This window comes from Bombella favorum (genome assembly GCF_014048475.1).
Lineage (GTDB): Bacteria > Pseudomonadota > Alphaproteobacteria > Acetobacterales > Acetobacteraceae > Bombella > Bombella favorum.
In genome coordinates this window covers 1,034,033-1,051,176 of the sequence record NZ_NWUS01000001.1, presented here as the reverse complement: position 1 = coordinate 1,051,176, position 17,144 = coordinate 1,034,033, and the positions used below count along the sequence as shown (strand labels likewise).

Annotated in this window: 15 protein-coding genes and 1 tRNA gene; 5 read left to right on the top strand and 11 right to left on the bottom strand. The window is 56.3% G+C overall.

The genetic code is table 11. The features are described 5' to 3' along the window. The first annotated feature begins 165 nt into the window (after window positions 1-165). A complete protein-coding gene (locus CPA57_RS04770) occupies window positions 166-411 on the top strand; it encodes a hypothetical protein (protein ID WP_182081648.1) in 246 nt (81 codons plus the stop codon). Window positions 412-494: 83 nt separating this feature from the next. On the opposite strand, the gene trpA is transcribed toward CPA57_RS04770, so the two are convergent. The 3 genes from trpA to CPA57_RS04755 are packed head-to-tail and all read right to left on the bottom strand — an operon-like array spanning window position 495 to window position 5,287. Next, on the bottom strand, window positions 495-1,310 hold the full coding sequence (gene trpA, locus CPA57_RS04765; protein ID WP_182081647.1) for a tryptophan synthase subunit alpha: 816 nt from the start codon (window positions 1,308-1,310) through the stop codon (window positions 495-497). 11 nt (window positions 1,311-1,321) lie between these two features. After that, entirely contained in the window at window positions 1,322-2,554 is a 1,233-nt protein-coding gene (gene trpB / locus CPA57_RS04760) for a tryptophan synthase subunit beta (RefSeq protein WP_182081646.1), read from the bottom strand. A gap of 30 nt (window positions 2,555-2,584) precedes the next feature. Next, window positions 2,585-5,287 carry a 2-oxoglutarate dehydrogenase E1 component gene (locus CPA57_RS04755; RefSeq protein ID WP_182081645.1) on the bottom strand — a complete coding sequence of 901 codons (2,703 nt, stop codon included), beginning with the start codon at window positions 5,285-5,287 and terminating at the stop codon, window positions 2,585-2,587. Between the two features lie 143 nt (window positions 5,288-5,430). On the opposite strand from CPA57_RS04755, the gene CPA57_RS04750 reads away from it, so the two are divergent. The 3 genes from CPA57_RS04750 (at window position 5,431) to hemH (ending at window position 8,372) form a co-directional block, all read left to right on the top strand. Next, window positions 5,431-6,069: a 2OG-Fe(II) oxygenase gene (locus CPA57_RS04750; protein ID WP_182081844.1), complete on the top strand. Its 639-nt coding sequence runs from the start codon at window positions 5,431-5,433 to the stop codon at window positions 6,067-6,069. A gap of 82 nt (window positions 6,070-6,151) precedes the next feature. Then, entirely contained in the window at window positions 6,152-7,216 is a 1,065-nt protein-coding gene (locus CPA57_RS04745) for an aspartate-semialdehyde dehydrogenase (protein WP_182081644.1), read from the top strand. A 124-nt stretch (window positions 7,217-7,340) separates the two neighbouring features. Next, entirely contained in the window at window positions 7,341-8,372 is a 1,032-nt protein-coding gene (gene hemH, locus CPA57_RS04740; RefSeq protein WP_182081643.1) for a ferrochelatase, read from the top strand. A 77-nt stretch (window positions 8,373-8,449) separates the two neighbouring features. Here the strand turns inward: hemH and CPA57_RS04735 are convergent, their stop codons facing one another. From CPA57_RS04735 to metK, 7 genes are all read right to left on the bottom strand, one after another. Beyond that, window positions 8,450-8,812 carry a hypothetical protein gene (locus CPA57_RS04735; protein ID WP_182081642.1) on the bottom strand — a complete coding sequence of 121 codons (363 nt, stop codon included), beginning with the start codon at window positions 8,810-8,812 and terminating at the stop codon, window positions 8,450-8,452. Between the two features lie 291 nt (window positions 8,813-9,103). After that, window positions 9,104-9,180: transfer RNA gene (locus CPA57_RS04730), tRNA-Pro, on the bottom strand. 190 nt (window positions 9,181-9,370) lie between these two features. After that, window positions 9,371-10,285 (bottom strand): electron transfer flavoprotein subunit alpha/FixB family protein, encoded by a 915-nt coding sequence (locus CPA57_RS04725; protein WP_182081641.1) that lies wholly within the window; start codon window positions 10,283-10,285, stop codon window positions 9,371-9,373. Then, complete coding sequence (locus CPA57_RS04720; RefSeq protein WP_182081640.1) at window positions 10,285-11,034, bottom strand: electron transfer flavoprotein subunit beta/FixA family protein; 750 nt, start codon at window positions 11,032-11,034, stop codon at window positions 10,285-10,287. Before CPA57_RS04720 ends, CPA57_RS04725 begins: the two co-directional genes overlap by 1 nt. Window positions 11,035-11,103: 69 nt before the next feature. After that, the gene (locus CPA57_RS04715) at window positions 11,104-12,753 is read right to left on the bottom strand and encodes an electron transfer flavoprotein-ubiquinone oxidoreductase (RefSeq protein ID WP_229709225.1); all 1,650 of its coding nucleotides are present in this window, start codon (window positions 12,751-12,753) and stop codon (window positions 11,104-11,106) included. Window positions 12,754-12,810: 57 nt separating this feature from the next. Next, window positions 12,811-13,506, bottom strand: a complete 696-nt coding sequence (gene trmB / locus CPA57_RS04710) for a tRNA (guanine(46)-N(7))-methyltransferase TrmB (protein ID WP_182081639.1) — start codon at window positions 13,504-13,506, stop codon at window positions 12,811-12,813. Between the two features lie 121 nt (window positions 13,507-13,627). Next, a complete protein-coding gene (metK, locus tag CPA57_RS04705) occupies window positions 13,628-14,812 on the bottom strand; it encodes a methionine adenosyltransferase (RefSeq protein WP_182081638.1) in 1,185 nt (394 codons plus the stop codon). Between the two features lie 236 nt (window positions 14,813-15,048). On the opposite strand from metK, the gene CPA57_RS04700 reads away from it, so the two are divergent. Beyond that, window positions 15,049-16,176, top strand: coding sequence for a DNA adenine methylase (locus tag CPA57_RS04700; RefSeq protein WP_229709224.1), 1,128 nt, complete (start codon window positions 15,049-15,051; stop codon window positions 16,174-16,176). Window positions 16,177-16,388: 212 nt separating this feature from the next. On the opposite strand, the gene dapB is transcribed toward CPA57_RS04700, so the two are convergent. Further along, on the bottom strand, window positions 16,389-17,141 hold the full coding sequence (gene dapB, locus CPA57_RS04695; RefSeq protein ID WP_182081637.1) for a 4-hydroxy-tetrahydrodipicolinate reductase: 753 nt from the start codon (window positions 17,139-17,141) through the stop codon (window positions 16,389-16,391). Window positions 17,142-17,144: the final 3 nt, after the last annotated feature.

Below are 17,144 nucleotides of genomic sequence, written 5' to 3'. Positions count from 1 at the left end.
GCAGAAAAGATGATGCACCCATGAAAGAAATTTGCTGATTGGTAAAATAATCAGTGATATACTTACTGATAGTCAGTATTTTTCTGACGAAAACTTAATATTCAATCTGCCTGACCAGTCATTCAATGTAATGATAGGTTGTGGCGGGTTTAGGGAGGAATGACCATGGCAGACGCTATCAATATTGATGAGCTCAAGTCTAAAGCTGAGGAAGCTATCAACACCGATGAGCTCAAAGCCAAGGCTGAGCAGTATGCTAAACGCGCTCAGGAGACGTTGCAGTCTGTCAGTGGGGAGCTGAAAGAGCCGAAGAGCCGTTGCCAGTGTGTTGGTCATACACTGCTGTGGGGTGGCGTTGTTGTCGCTGCTCTGGCAGGCCTCTGCGCCATCGGCCGTTGGCTGAAGAAGTAAGCCTTTAAGGCGAGCTCTACAAAAAGATGCACTGAAAAACCCCCGGTCGGAAGGCCGGGGGTTTTTCGCTGTACCTCGCTTTTTTAGCCCTGCACGGCCTTGGCTAGGGAGTGGATTTTCTCCAGTGCTGTGGGGATGCTTCTCTCGGTAGCGTGGCCGTGTTCATCGTAGGTGGCCGCCATCTCCTTGATGATGGCGGAAGCCACCACCGCACCATCGCTGATGCGGGAGGCGATGCGGGCTTGCTCTGGCGTGCTGATGCCAAAGCCTGTCACAACGGGGAGGTCCGTTGCGGCCTTTAGGCGGGCCATGGCAGCTTTTAGCTGGTCTTCCGTAGCACTGCGTGTGCCTGTGATGCCCGTGATGCTCACATAATAGACGAAGCCGCTGGCATTTTTTAGGATTGTTTTTAGCCGGTCATCGGGTGTGGTTGGGGCTGTGAGGGTAATGATGTCCAGCCCTGCCGCCTTGGCATAAGGAGCCAGCTCCTCGGATTCCTCAGGTGGTAGGTCCACAACGATGAGCCCATCCACACCGGCGGAGCGGGCATCCTGGCAGAATCGTTCCACACCGTAACGGTCGATCGGGTTGTAATAGCCCATCAGGATGATTGGTGTGTGGTCATTCCCTTTGCGGAACTCACCGATAAGCTCCAGCGTTCCCTTTAGGGTGGCACCGGCCTTTAGGCCACGCCGGGCGGCGAGCTGGATGGTTGGACCATCGGCGGAGGGGTCGGAGAAGGGCACACCGACTTCAATGAGATCGGCCCCGGCTTCGGGCATCTGGCGTAGCAGGGCAAGGGAGGTTTCCCGGTCCGGGTCGAAGGCTTCCAGATAAGGCAGCAGGGCACCACGGCCTTCTTTTTTCAGGCGGTCGAAACAGGCTTTAATGCGGCTCATGATGGGTCTCCTTACAGTTTCACGCCCAGATGGGCCGCAACGGTGGGGACATCCTTGTCCCCCCGGCCAGACAGATTAACGATGATGGTCTGATCCTTTGTCATGGTCGGGGCCATCACGATAGCATGGGCCACGGCATGGGCACTTTCCAGTGCCGGGATGATGCCCTCCAGCTTCGTGAGGGTCTGGAAAGCCTCGAGGGCTTGATTATCCGTGGCACTGACGTAATTCACCCGGCCAATGTCCTTGAGCCATGAATGTTCTGGCCCGATGCCGGGATAATCCAGCCCCGCACTGATGGAATGGGCTTCTGTGATCTGGCCGTGTTCATCCTGAAGCAGATAGGTGCGGTTGCCATGCAGGACGCCGGGCTTGCCACGAGCAATAGAGGCCGCCGTCTTGCCGCTATCCAGTCCCAGCCCGGCTGCCTCTACGCCGTAAAGTGGGACATCGACATCATCAAGGAAGGGATGAAAAATCCCCATGGCGTTAGACCCGCCCCCAATGGCGGCGATAACGGCATCTGGCAGGCGTCCTGTCTGTTCTTGTATCTGCTCACGGGCCTCCGTCCCGATGACGGACTGGAAGTCCCTCACCATGGTCGGATAGGGATGTGGCCCCGCTACTGTACCGACAAGGAAATAGGTGTTCTCCACATTGGCTACCCAGTCCCGCATGGCCTCATTCATGGCGTCTTTCAGGGTGCCAGCCCCCGCCGTGACGGGATGGACCTTAGCCCCCAGCAGGTGCATGCGGAAGACATTTGGCTTCTGCCGTTCCACATCGGTGGCACCCATGTAGATTTCACAGTCCAGCCCGAAGAGGGCGCAGACAGTAGCAGTGGCGACACCGTGCTGCCCTGCCCCGGTCTCGGCGACGATGCGGGTTTTGCCCATGCGGCGAGCCAGCAGAATCTGGCCCATCACGTTGTTTAGCTTGTGGGAGCCTGTATGATTCAGTTCCTCCCGCTTGAGGTAAATCTGCGCCCCGCCGAGCGTTTCACTCAGCCGCTTAGCGTGCCAGAGCGGGCTAGGGCGGCCCACATAATGGCGGAGGTAATAATCTAACTCCTCCTGAAACTGCGGGTCAGTTTTGGCGTGGTTATAGGATTGTTCCAGCTCCAGCATCAGGGGCATGAGGGTCTCGGCCACGAAGCGCCCCCCGTGAATCCCAAAATGTCCCCGTTCATCCGGCCCGGTGCGGAGAGAATTGAGCTGGCTGGTGATGGATGTATCTGCTGGCATGATGTGTGTCTTTACGTCTTGAATGAAGGATCAGTCGATGGTTGTGGGTGTCGCCTCCAGCCCCAGAGCCTGCCGGACGAGTGCGTCTTGTTCGGCCTGATGGATGCTGGGTAGACCGGTCGCCGGGGAGGCAGAGGCTTTGCGTCCGGCATAATGTGGGCGGGCGCAGGCGTGCCCAGCCTCGCGCAGGCAGGCCTCAATGCGGCGATCCACAAATTGCCATGCCCCGCCATTTTCTGGCTCTTCTTGGCACCAGATGATTTCTTCTGCCTGCGGGTGGTGGCCCAGCTCTTCGGCAAGAGCGTGATGAGGGAAGGGGTAGAGTTGCTCCAGCCGGATGATGGCGCAGTGTTTCAGCCCGGCTTCCTCCCGCTGCTGGAGGAGGTCGTAATAGACCTTGCCACTGCACAGTACGACCCGCTTTGCCCCACCACCGCAAGTGGCATCAGCAATGACGGGTACGAAGCGTGTCTGTGGCCCCATCTCGCCAAGCAGGGACACAGCCTGCTTATGCCGCAGGAGTGATTTGGGGCTGAAGACGACCAGCGGTTTGCGGCAGCGGCGGGCGATCTGCCGCCGGAGCAGATGGAAGAAACTCGCCGGGCTGGAAGGCATACAAACCCGCATGTTGTTCTCGGCACAGAGCTGGAGGAAGCGTTCCGGCCGTGCAGAGGAATGTTCTGGCCCGGCTCCTTCATAGCCGTGGGGCAGGAGCAGGGTTAGGCCGGATGTCCGTAGCCATTTTGTTTCCCCAGCGGCGAGGAACTGGTCAATGATGATCTGCGCTCCATTGGCGAAGTCACCGAACTGCCCTTCCCACAGCACCAGCGCATCCGGATTGCCCAGCGAGTAGCCATATTCAAACCCCATCACGCCATATTCGGAGAGGGGGGAGTTCCATACATTCACAGGGGCCTGTCGGGGGGCGATATGGGCCAACGGTGTATAATGATGGCCCGTATGCTGGTCTGTCAGCACGGCATGACGCTGGCTGAAAGTACCCCGGCCACAATCCTGCCCGGAGAGGCGGATGGCGTGGCCATCAAGGGCCAATGTGCCAAAGGCGAGAGCCTCTGCCGTGGCCCAGTCCACAGGGCCACCAGCGGCTAACGTGGCCTGCTTGGCCTTGAGCAGCCGTGCCAGACGGGGATGAACAGAGAAATCCGCTGGAATGGCCGTCATGGCTTCGCCAACCTGTTGGAGCCGGGGGAGGGGCACGCCCGTCATAGGTTGGATGCGCTCTGGTGTATCCAGCAGGCGGGTGGGGTCCTGCGGGCTGTAATCCAGCCAATCGGTCGGGTCGGGCTGGTAGGTGTTGGCGTCTTCAAAAGCGCGGTGCAGTTGGGATTGTACATCATCCCAGAGCGCATCCACTTCAGCAGGGTGGATGTCTGTCTCGGCCAGAATTTTCTTTGCGTAGAGGGTCCGTAATGTCGGATGCTGGCTGATGGTTTGCACCATCGCAGGCTGTGTGAAAGCGGGATCATCCGTCTCATTATGGCCGTGGCGGCGGTAGCTGATGATATCTACTACGATGTCGCTGGCGAAGGTCTTCCGCCATTCATGGGCGAGGGCGGCACAGCGGGCTACGGCTTCCGGGTTGTCGCCATTTACATGCAGGACGGGGGCCTGCACTGTTTTGGCGACATCGGTGTTCCAGATGCCGGAATGAGCGGCGTCCGGGCTGGTGGTGAAACCGACCTGATTATTGATGATGAGATGGATTGTCCCACCTGTGCGGTAGCCTTCCAGTTTGGATAGCTGGAGCGTTTCATACACTACGCCCTGCCCAGCAAAGGCGGCATCACCATGCACGAGAATCCCTAGATGCTTCTGGCGTTCCTCGTCCTTATTTTTGTCCTGATCAGCCCGGACACGGCCCAGCACGACCGGGTCTACAGCCTCCAGATGGGAGGGGTTGGGCAGGAGGGAGATGCGGATTTCGTGGCGGCCCTGACGGATAGTTGTCGTGGTGCCGAGATGATATTTCACATCGCCAGATACCCGGATTCCTTCCGGGTAGAAGGCCTTGCCTGCAAATTCGCTGAAGATGGCCGCATAAGGCTTGCGCAGGATGTTGGCCATGACATTCAGCCGCCCCCGATGAGGCATACCGAGCGAGACGGATTGCACGCCATCTCGTGCCGCTTCATTCAGCAGGGCTTGAAGGGCGACAATCAGGCTCTCCCCACCTTCCAGTCCGAAACGGCGCATACCGGTGAAGCGTTGCTGGCAGAAGGTCTCGAAGCCTTCTGCATGGGTTAACAGGCTGAGGATGCGCTCCTGCGAGAGGGGGAGTGCTGTTGCTGGTTTTTCCTCCAGCCGGTCGATCCACCATTGCCGCTGTTGGCTGTCCTGAAGATGCATGAACTCGGCCCCGATCGGCCCGCAATAAGTGCGCTTCAGGCGGGCCAGAAGGGCAGGGTCTGTCCGGCTGTCGGGGGTGAGGGCATCAATCTGGTGGGTAGGGCGCAGGCCCAGAGGGTCCAGTTCTGCCTGAAGATGACCACAGAGGCGGAAGGCTTCCTTCAGCCGTTCATCCCGTAGGCTTGCTTCTGAAGCGGATGTGTGTGTGCCTGTTTCAGCTTCCGCGGGGTCGCCCATGGTGGTGAATAGTGCATCATATTCGGGATGGACGGCGGCAGGGTCTTCCAGCCACTGGGTGTATAGCTCACCGAGATAGGCAATATTCTCGCCGTTGATCGCATTCTGATGGTGCGGTGAGCCCGTCATGCTGGCCTCTTTCCTTTTTGCCTCGTTGGGGCCGTATTTTTAACCGATCATGGCGTGAAGGCAAAATCTTCCCTCATTATGTCAGCCGACAATACTGGGATGGCTTGCTTGCCCTGCCGGGGGGCGGTAGCGTGGTAGCCGTTATGAGTGCGATTTCTCCCAATTATGAAGCCGTAAGGCAAGCCACGGTCAGTCAGGCACCATGCCCTCACATTGTAGTGCCGGATTTTCTTGCGGGGCCGCCCCTTGCCCGGGCGGTTTCTCTACTGCCGGAGATACGGGCAGGCGGGTCTTTCCCTCTCGGTGCTTTGAAGCTGCATCCAGAGCTAAAAGCCATGATGGAGGAATTCGCCGGACCGCAGCTGAAAGAGATCGTTTCGGAAAAATTTGGGCTGGATGTACGTTCTGCTCCTAGCATGGTGACTATGCGGGGCCAGACACGGGCAAAAGATGGGCGGATACATAGGGACAGTGCCTCCAAGCGTGTGACTATCCTGCTTTATCTGAATGATCCGGCAAAGGATTGGGGCCATAAGGGAGGCTGCCTGCGTTTTCTTAATGGGCCGGATGATGTGGAGGACTATGCCAGCGAGATTCCACCTATAGGGGGGACCTTGGTCATTTTCCCGAACGGGCCGGATACATGGCATGGGCATCGCCCTTATGTGGGGCCACGTTATACGGTCCAGCTCAATTACATGGCGCAGGATGTTCGTGCACGCCGTGAGTTGCAACGCCATCGTTTTTCCGCCTTTTTCAAGCGGTTGCCCTTCATCGGGTAGAGACAATCCTTATAATGAGGCCCGGATGGGTTTCTGAATGAAACAGGGCGAGGCTGGGCCCCGCCTGAGGGAGAATGAGAGAATGGGTTACAGGGTTGCCGTTGTTGGTGCGACAGGGGCTGTCGGGCGTGAAATTCTGAAGACGCTGGCAGAACGTCAGTTCCCAGTGGATGAAATCGTGGCGTTGGCGTCTGCCCGGTCTGCCGGCCGTGAGGTGTCCTTCGGGGATAAGAAGGTTCTGAAGGTTCAGAATCTGGAGACGTTCGATTTCACAGGCTGGGATATTGCGCTGTTCTCTCCCGGTGGGGCTGTGTCTGCCAAATATGCGCCTAAGGCTGCGGCAGCGAAGTGTCTGGTCGTGGATAATACGTCTCATTTCCGCATGGAGCCGGGTGTGCCGCTCGTGGTGCCGGAGGTTAATGCCGCTGCCCTGAAGAAGGCCCGTAAAGGCATCATCGCTAATCCCAACTGCTCTACAGCCCAAATGATGGTGGCTCTGAAGCCGCTGCATGATCTGTTCCGCATTAAGCGTGTGGTGGTGTCCACTTATCAGGCCGTGTCTGGTGCTGGGAAGTCTGGCATGGATGAATTGTTCAGCCAGACGAAGGGCAGCTTCGTGAATGATGCGCCGACCGTTGCCCAGTTCACCAAGCAGATTGCTTTTAACCTGATTCCGCATATCGACCGTTTCATGGAAGATGGCTCCACCAAGGAAGAATGGAAGATGGCGGTCGAGACTCGTAAAATTCTGGACCCGGACATCAAGGTGCTGGCTACCTGTGTGCGTGTGCCGGTTTTCATCGGTCATTCCGAAGCTATCAGCATTGAGTGTGAGAAGCCGGTTGATCTGGAGAAAGCCCGTGCTGCTTTGCGTAAGGCACCGGGTGTTATCCTGCGTGATGAGCGGGAAGATGGTGGTTATGTCACGCCGATTGAGTGTGTGGGTGAGGATGACACTTATGTGTCCCGTCTGCGTATCGACCCGACTGTGGAGAACGGTTTGGCCTTCTGGTGCGTGTCGGACAACCTTCGCAAGGGTGCGGCACTGAATGCCGTGCAGATTGCCGAGAGCCTCGATGAGCAGCATTTGATCGGCAAGGAGTCGCCGCTCTGGCAGCCGGTGCCCCGCCCGGAAGAGCCGGCATAAGAGACGTTACGGTTTGTAAAGGTTCCGCCTTCTGTGCGGAGCCTTTACATAAGTTATGCTTGTAAAAGAGTGTAAGTGAAACCCTCTTCCCAAAAGGTGGTGCTGTCTCCATAGTGGAGGAGCTATGTCTTATTTCACTTACACGCCTCCTCGCACGCCCGTTCCCTCTGGGGGGCGGGTTGGTGTTTTGCTCGTTAATCTTGGTACACCAGATGATACGGGCTATTTTTCCGTTCGCCGTTATCTGAGGGAATTCCTTTCAGATCGCCGGGTGATTGAAGCACATCCGCTTATTTGGCAGCCAATCCTCAACACGCTGGTGTTGGCCCGCAGACCTTTTGCCAGTGGGGCGAATTATGCCCGCATTTGGGACAAGGAAGAGAATGCGTCTCCTCTGCGTGTCTTCACCCGTAAGCAGGCGGAAGGCTTGGCAGAGCGTTTAGCACCGGATGGAATCCCGGTGGCCTGGGGGATGCGCTATGGCCAGCCCTCCGTAAAGCAGGCTTTAACGGAGCTGATGGATCAGGGGTGTGATCGTATCGTCAGCATTCCGCTCTATCCGCAATATTCAGCGACGACGACCGCCACAGCCAATGACCAGCTCTTCCGTGCGCTGATGCGCCTGCGGCGGCAGCCTTCGGTGCTGACAGTTCCTTCCTTCCCTGATCACCCACAGTTTATTGAGGCCCTAGCGGCTTCTGTGCGCCGGGTTTATGACACGCTATCCTTTACACCGCAGCGTCTTGTAGCGTCCTATCACGGCTTGCCGAAGGAGTTTGTGGAGAAAGGTGATTCCTATCGGGATGAGTGTGTCCGTACGACCAAGGCACTGGCCACGGCATTGGGTATGAGCGAGGAAGAGGTTCCTCTGACCTTTCAATCCCGCTTTGGCCCGATGGAATGGTTGCAGCCTTATACGGCCCCCTATATCTCGGCTCTGCCGAAGCAGGGAATCACGAAGATTGCCGTTATCATGCCCGGTTTCATGGCGGACTGCATCGAAACGCTGGATGAGATCGGCCGTGAAGTTCGGGAAGAGTTTATGGAGGCTGGTGGTGAGGAGTTCGCCTTCATTCCGTGCTTGAATGATGCACCGGAGGCCGTCACCCTTTTGGAAGCATTGTCTCGGCAGGCGATGAAGGGGTTTCAGTTCTGATAAACGCTGGAATCTGGCGTAATAATAAAAAACCCGGCCAGAGATGGCCGGGTTTTTCATGTAGGCAGGCTCAAGTGTTAGTGAGCTGCTGGGGCATCGCTGTTGGGGTGCTCAGCATCATACCACTGAGCCTTCTGGTTAAGAGCAGCAGCGGAATGGTTGTTCTGCCACCAGCCGGAACCAGTCTGCTTGCTGTCGACAGGGTGTTCCTTATCCCACTGAGCTGCTTTCTCAGCGATGCTTTTGCGGTATTTGTGACGCTGATACATACCAACGGCACAACCGCCAACGGCACCCATCACGCTATGCTTATTGGCCACATGGCCAGCAACGGCACCAGCAGCACCATACTTCAAGCAACCGCCTGGTTCTGCCATGGCCGGAGCAACAGAGCCAGCCAGCACGGCAGCAGCAATGAGGGAGTAGATCTTGCGGGTCATGTTATGATCCTTGCAGAAAAATATAACCGGTTTTTTTCCATAAAAGAGGAGGTCGGTATTCCACTCTATCATGGAAAAAGCACGCCCCCTTATTGCCTATAAAGGAGGGGGCGTCCATCGCCCTTACGATATGGTGAATAGACGAAAGACAGAACACCCGTGGGGTATAATTTTTACTTTAAGAATATGATCACATCATTTGCATAGAGGAGCGCACTGCGCGAAAGGCTAGCACAGGTTACGCCTACCTTACATACAGCTTAACAGATGAACTTGTCTGGGGGAAAATAATGGTCGGAGTGAGAGGATTCGAACCTCCGGCCCCTGCGTCCCGAACACAGTGCTCTACCAGGCTGAGCTACACTCCGACTTTGTGGGGCTATTCCTACCCTTCCTCAGGTAAAGGTGCAAGGGGTAAACGGGTTGTTTTTATAGAAAAAATGAAGCCTTCTTTACAGGTTCGCTGCATTTCATACAGAAAACCCGCCCCTGGGAAGGTAGGGGCGGGTTTTTGAAGAGGTGGAATAAGCAGGAAAGCCCTTCCTGTTCCTTGATTTTTTAGAGGGCTTTGGCCAGAGCGGGGAGAAGCTCGAAGAGATCGCCCACCATGCCATAATCGGCCACTTTGAAGATTGGTGCTTCTGGGTCGATGTTGATGGCTACGATCACACGGCTATCCTTCATCCCGGCGAGATGCTGGATAGCACCGGAAAGGCCGGTAGCGATGTAAAGCTCAGGCGCCACAACTTTGCCGGTCTGCCCAACTTGCATCTCATTTGGTGCGAAGCCGGAATCGACAGCCGCACGGGAGGCCCCGATGGCAGCACCCAGCTTGTCAGCAATGGGCTCCAGCAGGGTATGGAAGTTGCTGGCATCCTTCAGGCCTTTACCACCAGAAATGACTACGCGGGCCACTTCGAGCTCAGGACGGTCTGACTGGCTCTGCTCCAGCTTTACGAAGTTGCTTTTCCCATCATCGGCGGGGGCATCAAGAACTTCGATTGAGGCACTGCCGCCATCTTCGTTCACGGGGTCGAAGCTGGAGGAGCGGATGGTCATGATCTTGACGCTGTCGCTGGACTGTACAGTAGCCAGCGCATTGCCTGCATAGATGGGCCGCACGAAGGTGGCATCATCCTGAATGGCCACAACATCGGAGATCGGCTGCGCATCGAGCAGACCGGCTAAACGGGGTAGGATGTTCTTGCCGGTGGATGATGTTGCAGACAGGATATGGCTGTAGGAGCTGGCAAGACCAGCCAGTAGAGCAGCAGCAGGTTCAGCCAGAGCGTGCTTTAGGGCGGGCACGTGCAGTACCTTGCGGATGCCGGGCAGCTTGCTGGCTGCCTCTGCACCGGTTTCCCCCAGAAGCAGGGCATCGACATCGCCAAAGCGGGAAGCCGCTGCAATGGCGGACCGGGAGGCCTGACGGATTACGCCGTTTTCGGCTTCAATCAGAACAAGTGCGGTCATCAGATCACCTTCGCTTCCGTCTTGAGCTTTTCGACCAGCTCTTCCACTGTTTCGACAATGACACCGGCCTTGCGTTCCGGTGGCTCAGCCACGCTGATGATTTTCAGATGTGGGGTCAGATCCACACCGAGGGAGTCGGCTGCGATCGTCTCCAGCGGCTTCTTGCGGGCCTTCATAATGTTGGGCAGGGACGCATAGCGTGGTTCGTTCAGGCGCAGGTCTGCCGTGATGACAGCCGGGAGGGTGAGGGCAACGGTCTCCGTCCCTCCATCAACCTCACGGGCGACACTGACCTTACCGTCCGTAATCTCCACCTTGCTGGCGAAGGTTCCCTGCGGCCAACCCAGACGAGCGGCTAGCATCTGGCCGGTGGCGTTCATGTCATCATCAATGGCCTGTTTGCCCATGGAGATAAGGCCTGGCTGCTCTTTCTCCACCACAGCCTTGAGAAGGCTGGAGACGACACGGGGTTCGATCTCGGCCTCGGTCTGGACGAGGATGGCTCGATCGGCCCCCATGGCCATGGCCGTACGCAGAACATCCTGAGCTACTTGCGGGCCGATGGAAACAGCAATCACTTCGTCCGCCTGACCTTTTTCACGGAGGCGCAGGGCTTCTTCCAGAGCAATTTCGTCGAACGGATTCATGGACATTTTCACGCCCTGCGTTTCGACACCACTACCATCAGCCGCAACACGCGGCTTGATGTTGTAATCAACAACCCGTTTGACGGGGACAAGAACCTTCATGGTCATCCTTCGTTGCTGTCGCAGCTCAACGTAAAACTGTAGTCAGACTATCCGCTTTTCTTTCAAAAGTCACATCCCGGAAGGATAGTTGGGCCCGCTACTGCCTTCTGGCGTACACCAGTTGATGTTCTGTGTAGGGTCTTTAATGTCGCAACTCTTGCAATGCACGCAGTTCTGGGCGTTGATGACCAGTTCTTCCGTTTCGCTGGTTTCATAGACACCCGCAGGGCAGTAGCGGCTCTCCGGTGCGGCAAAGCGGGCGAGGTTGGTGGCCTTCCACGTGGCCATGTCCTGCACTTGCAGATGCACGGGCTGGTCTTCATCATGGCTGAGATTGCTGAGGAAGACGGACTCGGCCCGGTTGAATGTCAGTTTGCCGTCAGCCTTCGGGTAGTTGATCTTCGGGGCTTGCTCGGCGGGGAGCAGGGTCTCGTTGTCGGCATGGCGGTGACGCAGTGTCCACGGGGCTTTTCCACGAAAGATCATGCTGTCGATCCCGCTGTAGAGGGCACCGCCCAGCATACCCCAGTGGGAGAACGCAGGACGGATGTTGCGTGCAGCGTGCAGTTCTTTCCAGAGCCACGAATTTTTGAGGCGTTCCATGTAGGAGGTCGCTTCACTCTGTCCGTTCTGGATGGCGTCTACCACGGCCTCGGCAGCGATAATGCCGGATTTCATGGAAGTATGGATGCCCTTGATCTTGGGCATGTTGAGGAAGCCAGCACAGTCACCCGTTAGGACCCCACCGGGGAAGACGGGGTGAGGAAGGGACTGTACGCCACCTTCGGAGATGGCCCGTGCCCCGTAAATGATACGTCGTCCGCCTTCAAAATGCTCCCGGAAAGCTGGATGTTGCTTGGTGCGCTGCATTTCCTCAAAAGGGGACAGCCACGGATTGCGGTAATCCAGAGCGGTAATGAAGCCGTATGAAACGAGATTCTTGCCGAAATGATAGAGGAAGGCCCCGCCATAGGTCTGTGTATCCAGCGGCCAGCCGAAGCTGTGCTGTACGAAGCCGGGGCGGTGCTTCTCTGCAGGGATTTCCCAGACTTCCTTGATGCCAAGGCCGAATGTTTGCGGGTCGGCATCCTTGCGGAGGTCAAAAGCTGCCATGGCCTTTTTGCTCAGGGAGCCTCGTGCACCTTCGGCCAGAATGGTTTGTTTTGCCCGCAGGATCATGCCCGGCATGTAATCCGGCTTTTCCTCGCCTTTGCGGTTCACGCCCATGTCACCGGTGATGACACCGCAGACTTTGCCACCTTCCATGAACAGGTCTGCCCCGGCGAAACCGGGGTAGATTTCCACGCCCAGAGCTTCGGCCTGCTCGCCCAGCCAGCGGCAGAAGGCTCCGAGGGAAATGACATAATTGCCCCGGTTGTCCATCTGCGGCATGAGCAGATGCAGAGCGGGAACAGGGAGAGCGGATTTTTCGGTCAGGAAGAGCAGTTTTTCATCGCTGACGGGTGTATCCAGCGGTGCCCCCCGTTCTTTCCAGTCCGGGAAGAGTTCGGCCAGTGTTGTGGGTTCCAGCACGGCACCGGAGACGATATGAGCACCAACCTCACTGCCTTTTTCCAGCAGGCAGACGGAGAGTTCCGGGTTTTCCTGGCGCAGTCGGATGGCAGCGGTAAGGCCCGCAGGGCCCCCACCCACGATGACGATATCAAAGGCCATTTCTTCCCGTTCGATGGCGGAATTATCGCTCTGTGGCTGTGTCATGGGGTACTCTCCTGCGGGTTACCTGAAACATGAAGGGGTGTACGGGGGTGAGGTATCTCACTCTTTCCGTGTGAAGGTCCAGTAAAAAGGCTGTCGCCCTTCACGGAAGGCCTTGGCCTCGTAACGGGTGGGGGACCAGCCTTCTGGTCGCTCCAGTGCGGGGGCTGGGGCCTCGAAGAGGTCCTGCTGGCCCATCACTTCTGTTACCCATTCTTGATAGACAGGATGGTCGCTGGCGACACGCCAATGGGCACCGGGTTTGAGGAGTCGAGCCATTTGCCGGATATTTTCGGGGTGGATGAAACGCCGCTTGGCATGGCGGGCTTTTGGCCATGGGTCTGGAAACATAAGATAGGCCCGGTCTAAGCAGCTATCAGGCAGGCCCTTCAGCAATTGGCGGCCATCTTCTGCCCAGAGGCGCAGATTGTCCGGCCCTAGGGCGGTGGCTTCTTCACCTTCTGGAATGATGCGGGAGAGGAGGGAGCAGACGCCGTTGTCGAACACTTCAGCGGCGATATAGCCGGTCTCGGGGTTCCGGGCGGCTTGATCGAACGCATGCTCGCCACCGCCGAAGCCGATTTCCAGAAATAGTTTGGAAACGGGCTTACCAAAGCCTTTCAGCGGCTCGGCGATATTCCGGAAATGCACACGGGGCAAGGCTTCATCTAGAAGACGCTGCTGGCGGGGGCGAAGAGGATGGCCACGCTGGCGGCCATAGAGACGTTCGGGTTGGGGTTTGATGTCGTCAGGCAATGGTCGATACACAGTCTGAAAATGGCAAAAAGCCCCGCCCTTGGCGCATGATCATGCGGGCAGGGAAGGGGCTTACAGGTGGGAGGGGGTAGAACTCCCCCCCCCCTCCACGGAGAAGGACTTAGCGGTTGAGCGCGCTCTTAAGCTGCTCGGCCAGGTCGGTGTTCTCCCATGTGAAGTTGTCCAGAGCCGGGTCCGGAATACGGCCAAAATGCCCGTAGGCGGACGTCTTGGTGTAGATCGGGCGGTTCAGGCGCAGGCGCTCACGGATGCCACGAGGGGAGAGATCGACCATCTCGTTCAGCAGGGAACCGAGGCGGACTTCATCCACATCCTTGCCGGAGCCATCCAGATCGACATAGACGGACAGCGGGCGGGATACGCCGATGGCGTAGCTGAGCTGGATGGTGCAGCGGTCTGCCAGACCAGCGGCTACCACGTTCTTGGCAAGGTAGCGTGCGGCATAAGCAGCGGAACGATCCACTTTGGTTGGGTCTTTACCGGAGAAAGCACCACCACCATGAGGAGCAGCACCACCGTAAGTGTCCACGATGATCTTACGACCTGTCAGACCGGCGTCACCATCCGGCCCGCCGATGACGAAGTTGCCAGTCGGGTTGACGTAGAATTCATGCTCTGGGCACATCCAGCCCTCTGGCAGGACCTCACGCACGGTCTCACGCACCATTTCACGGATGGTATTCTGCCGCATACCTTCGGCATGCTGGGTGGAGACAACGATGGAGGTTGCTCCAATCGGCTTGCCATCCACATAGCGCAGTGTGACCTGGCTCTTAGCATCCGGCAGCAGCCCAACGCCACGGGCATCGCCCTGCTTACGGTAGTCACGGATGCGCTCCAGAATGCTCTGAGCGTAGAAGAGGGGAGCGGGCATGAGCTCTTCGGTTTCACGTGTAGCAAAACCGAACATGATACCCTGGTCGCCTGCGCCTTCATCCTTATCGCCGGCACTGTCCACACCGACAGCAATATCGGCGGACTGGGCATGGAGGAAGGAGGTGATTTCAGCCTTCTTCCAGGAGAAGCCTTCCTGGTCGTAGCCAATGTCCTTGATGGCCTGACGGGCACGGTCAATCAGGGTGTCTTCCACGGCCTTGGGGCCACGGACCTCACCAGCGAGAATGACCCGATTGGTGGTAACCAGCGTTTCACAGGCTACACGGGCTTCTGGGTCGGCTTCAAGATAGGCGTCCAGGACGGTATCGGAGATACGGTCTGCCACCTTGTCAGGATGACCTTCGGAAACGGATTCAGACGTAAAGAGAAAATCGCCGTGATTGCGCACTCAGGGACCTCGCAGGGAATGAGTGGTGAAAAGAGGCTGCCCCTGCCCCCCGAAAGGCACAAGTGACAGGAATTAAGAGTCTTACCGCTTGGCTGAAAATACCCTCGAGGTCAAGAGCAGGTTACCAGATGGCTGGGTTGGGTGGGAGCAATGAATGGCTGAAAACATCCAGAGTTAGCATTGTTTGTAATGTGTTGTATGGGGGAAGGCTACGGATATGGAGGGTGTGTTTTTAGATGGCCGAATGTATGGGAGGGCAGGGAAGCCCTCTCCAGGAAGAAGCGGATTTTCTCAAAACTCAGCTGATTACCTATCTGGGAAACAAGCGGGCGCTTCTGGGGTTTATTGAAGCAGCCATTGTTGACGTGAAGGCAAGGCTGGGGAAGGAACGCATCGATTTTTTAGACTTGTTTTCTGGCACGGGCGTTGTGGCCCGTATGGCTAGGCGCCATGCTCGGTCTATCCATTGCAATGATCTTGAAGACTATAGTTTTGTAACGAATAGTTGTTATCAGACTAATAGGGCTGATATCAATTTTCGTGAATTAAACCATGAGATAAAGCGGGTCAGAGCGGCTATTGAAGAAGCTTTTTCTCCGGGGTTCATTGCTGCTTTATATGCTCCCCGGGATGACAATAATATCAAATATGGGGAACGGGCCTTCTATACGAGGCGCAATGCCATATTTCTGGATAGTTTCTGTCGAGCATTAACCCAGACGCCTGATCATCTGAGACCTTATATCTTGGCACCTGTCATTGCTCAGGCCTCGGTGCATACAAATACGTCCGGGGTTTTTAAGGGGTTTTACAAGAATCGGGATGGGGTAGGGCAGTTTGGCGGTAATTCACGCAATGCTCTTTCTCGGATCATGCGGAATATCGAAGTGGTTGAACCTGTTCTGAGTAATTTTAATTGTGAGCCTTTTGTCTATAAATCAGATGCAAATGACATCGTGGATGGGTTGGAAAAGGTAGACATTGCTTATTTCGACCCACCTTATAATCAGCACCCTTACGGGTCGAACTATTTCATGCTGAATCTTCTCTGTGACTATAAAGAACCACACGATATCAGTAGAGTTTCCGGCATTCCCAAATCATGGAACCGTTCTTCCTATAACAAGGAACGTTATGCAGAAAAGAGCCTGTTTGATGCCATTGAAAAGGTGAAGGCTGATTTTGTGCTTATTTCCTATAATTCGGAAGGATTCATAAAACAGGATCGTTTCATGTCGGAGCTGTCTTCACTGGGTGACGTAAGCATTATGGATAAACGGTATAATACATTCCGAGGGTGCCGTAACCTTTCTGATAGAGAAAGATATGTGACAGAAAATTTGTATCTGGTTGATAAAATGTAATATCCGTTAAACTTCGTAAGTAATTTTGCTAGCATGAACGGAATTATTAAATTATATAATTGTTCATATATAAATATTATCAAATTATTATTTATTATGCCGCATCCCTCTATGAAAAATTGAGCTTCAATTTAAGAGGAAATTGACCGTACTATTTGTTCCAGTGACAGGCGAGAGCATGATCTAGATGCGCTCGCCTGCTGTAAGATGGCTCAGGGTGTATTGAGTACATCCTGCATGCCATAAAGACCGGGTGTGCGGTGGGCATCGGCCAGCCAGAGAGCGGCCTTCAGAGCTCCACGAGCAAAGACCCGGCGATCTAGCGCCCGGTGAGAGAGAGATATCTCTTCATCAGCCGCAAAGAAGCGCAGATCATGCTCGCCTACGACCTGCCCCCCACGTAGGGAGGCAAAGCCGATGGCTCCGTCAGGTCGCTTTCCGTTTTGGTCCAGCCGTTTGACGGCTTCGAACTCATCATCCCGCCCAGCGGCAACAGCCCGCCCAATGGCTAGAGCGGTGCCAGAAGGAGCATCTAGCTTCTGGCGGTGATGGACCTCCAGAATTTCGGCGTCGTAATCTGGCAGGGCAGCACCAAGCTGACGAGCCAGAGAGAGCAGCATCGTCAGGGCTGGGGAGAAATTAGCCGCCTGTAGTACGGCGACTTGTGCGGCAGCGTCCTGCACGGCCTGCTGGGCGGTGCTGTCCAGCCCTGTTGTCCCCAATACCCATGCGCACCCTGCTTTTGCGAAGGCTTTGGCGTGGGCAGGAACAAGGCTGGCATGGCTGACATCAATGATGACATCACATGTGCCCGCTAGCTCGGCCGCATCTGTAACGATGTTGCGGGCCGGGTCGGCTGTGCGGGATAGCCCCCCGACCAGAAGAGGTCCGGCTTCCTCGGCGCAGAGATGGCCGAGGCGGCCCGTGATGCCTGCAATGCCGATACGGGGAGAGGTGCTGCTCATCTC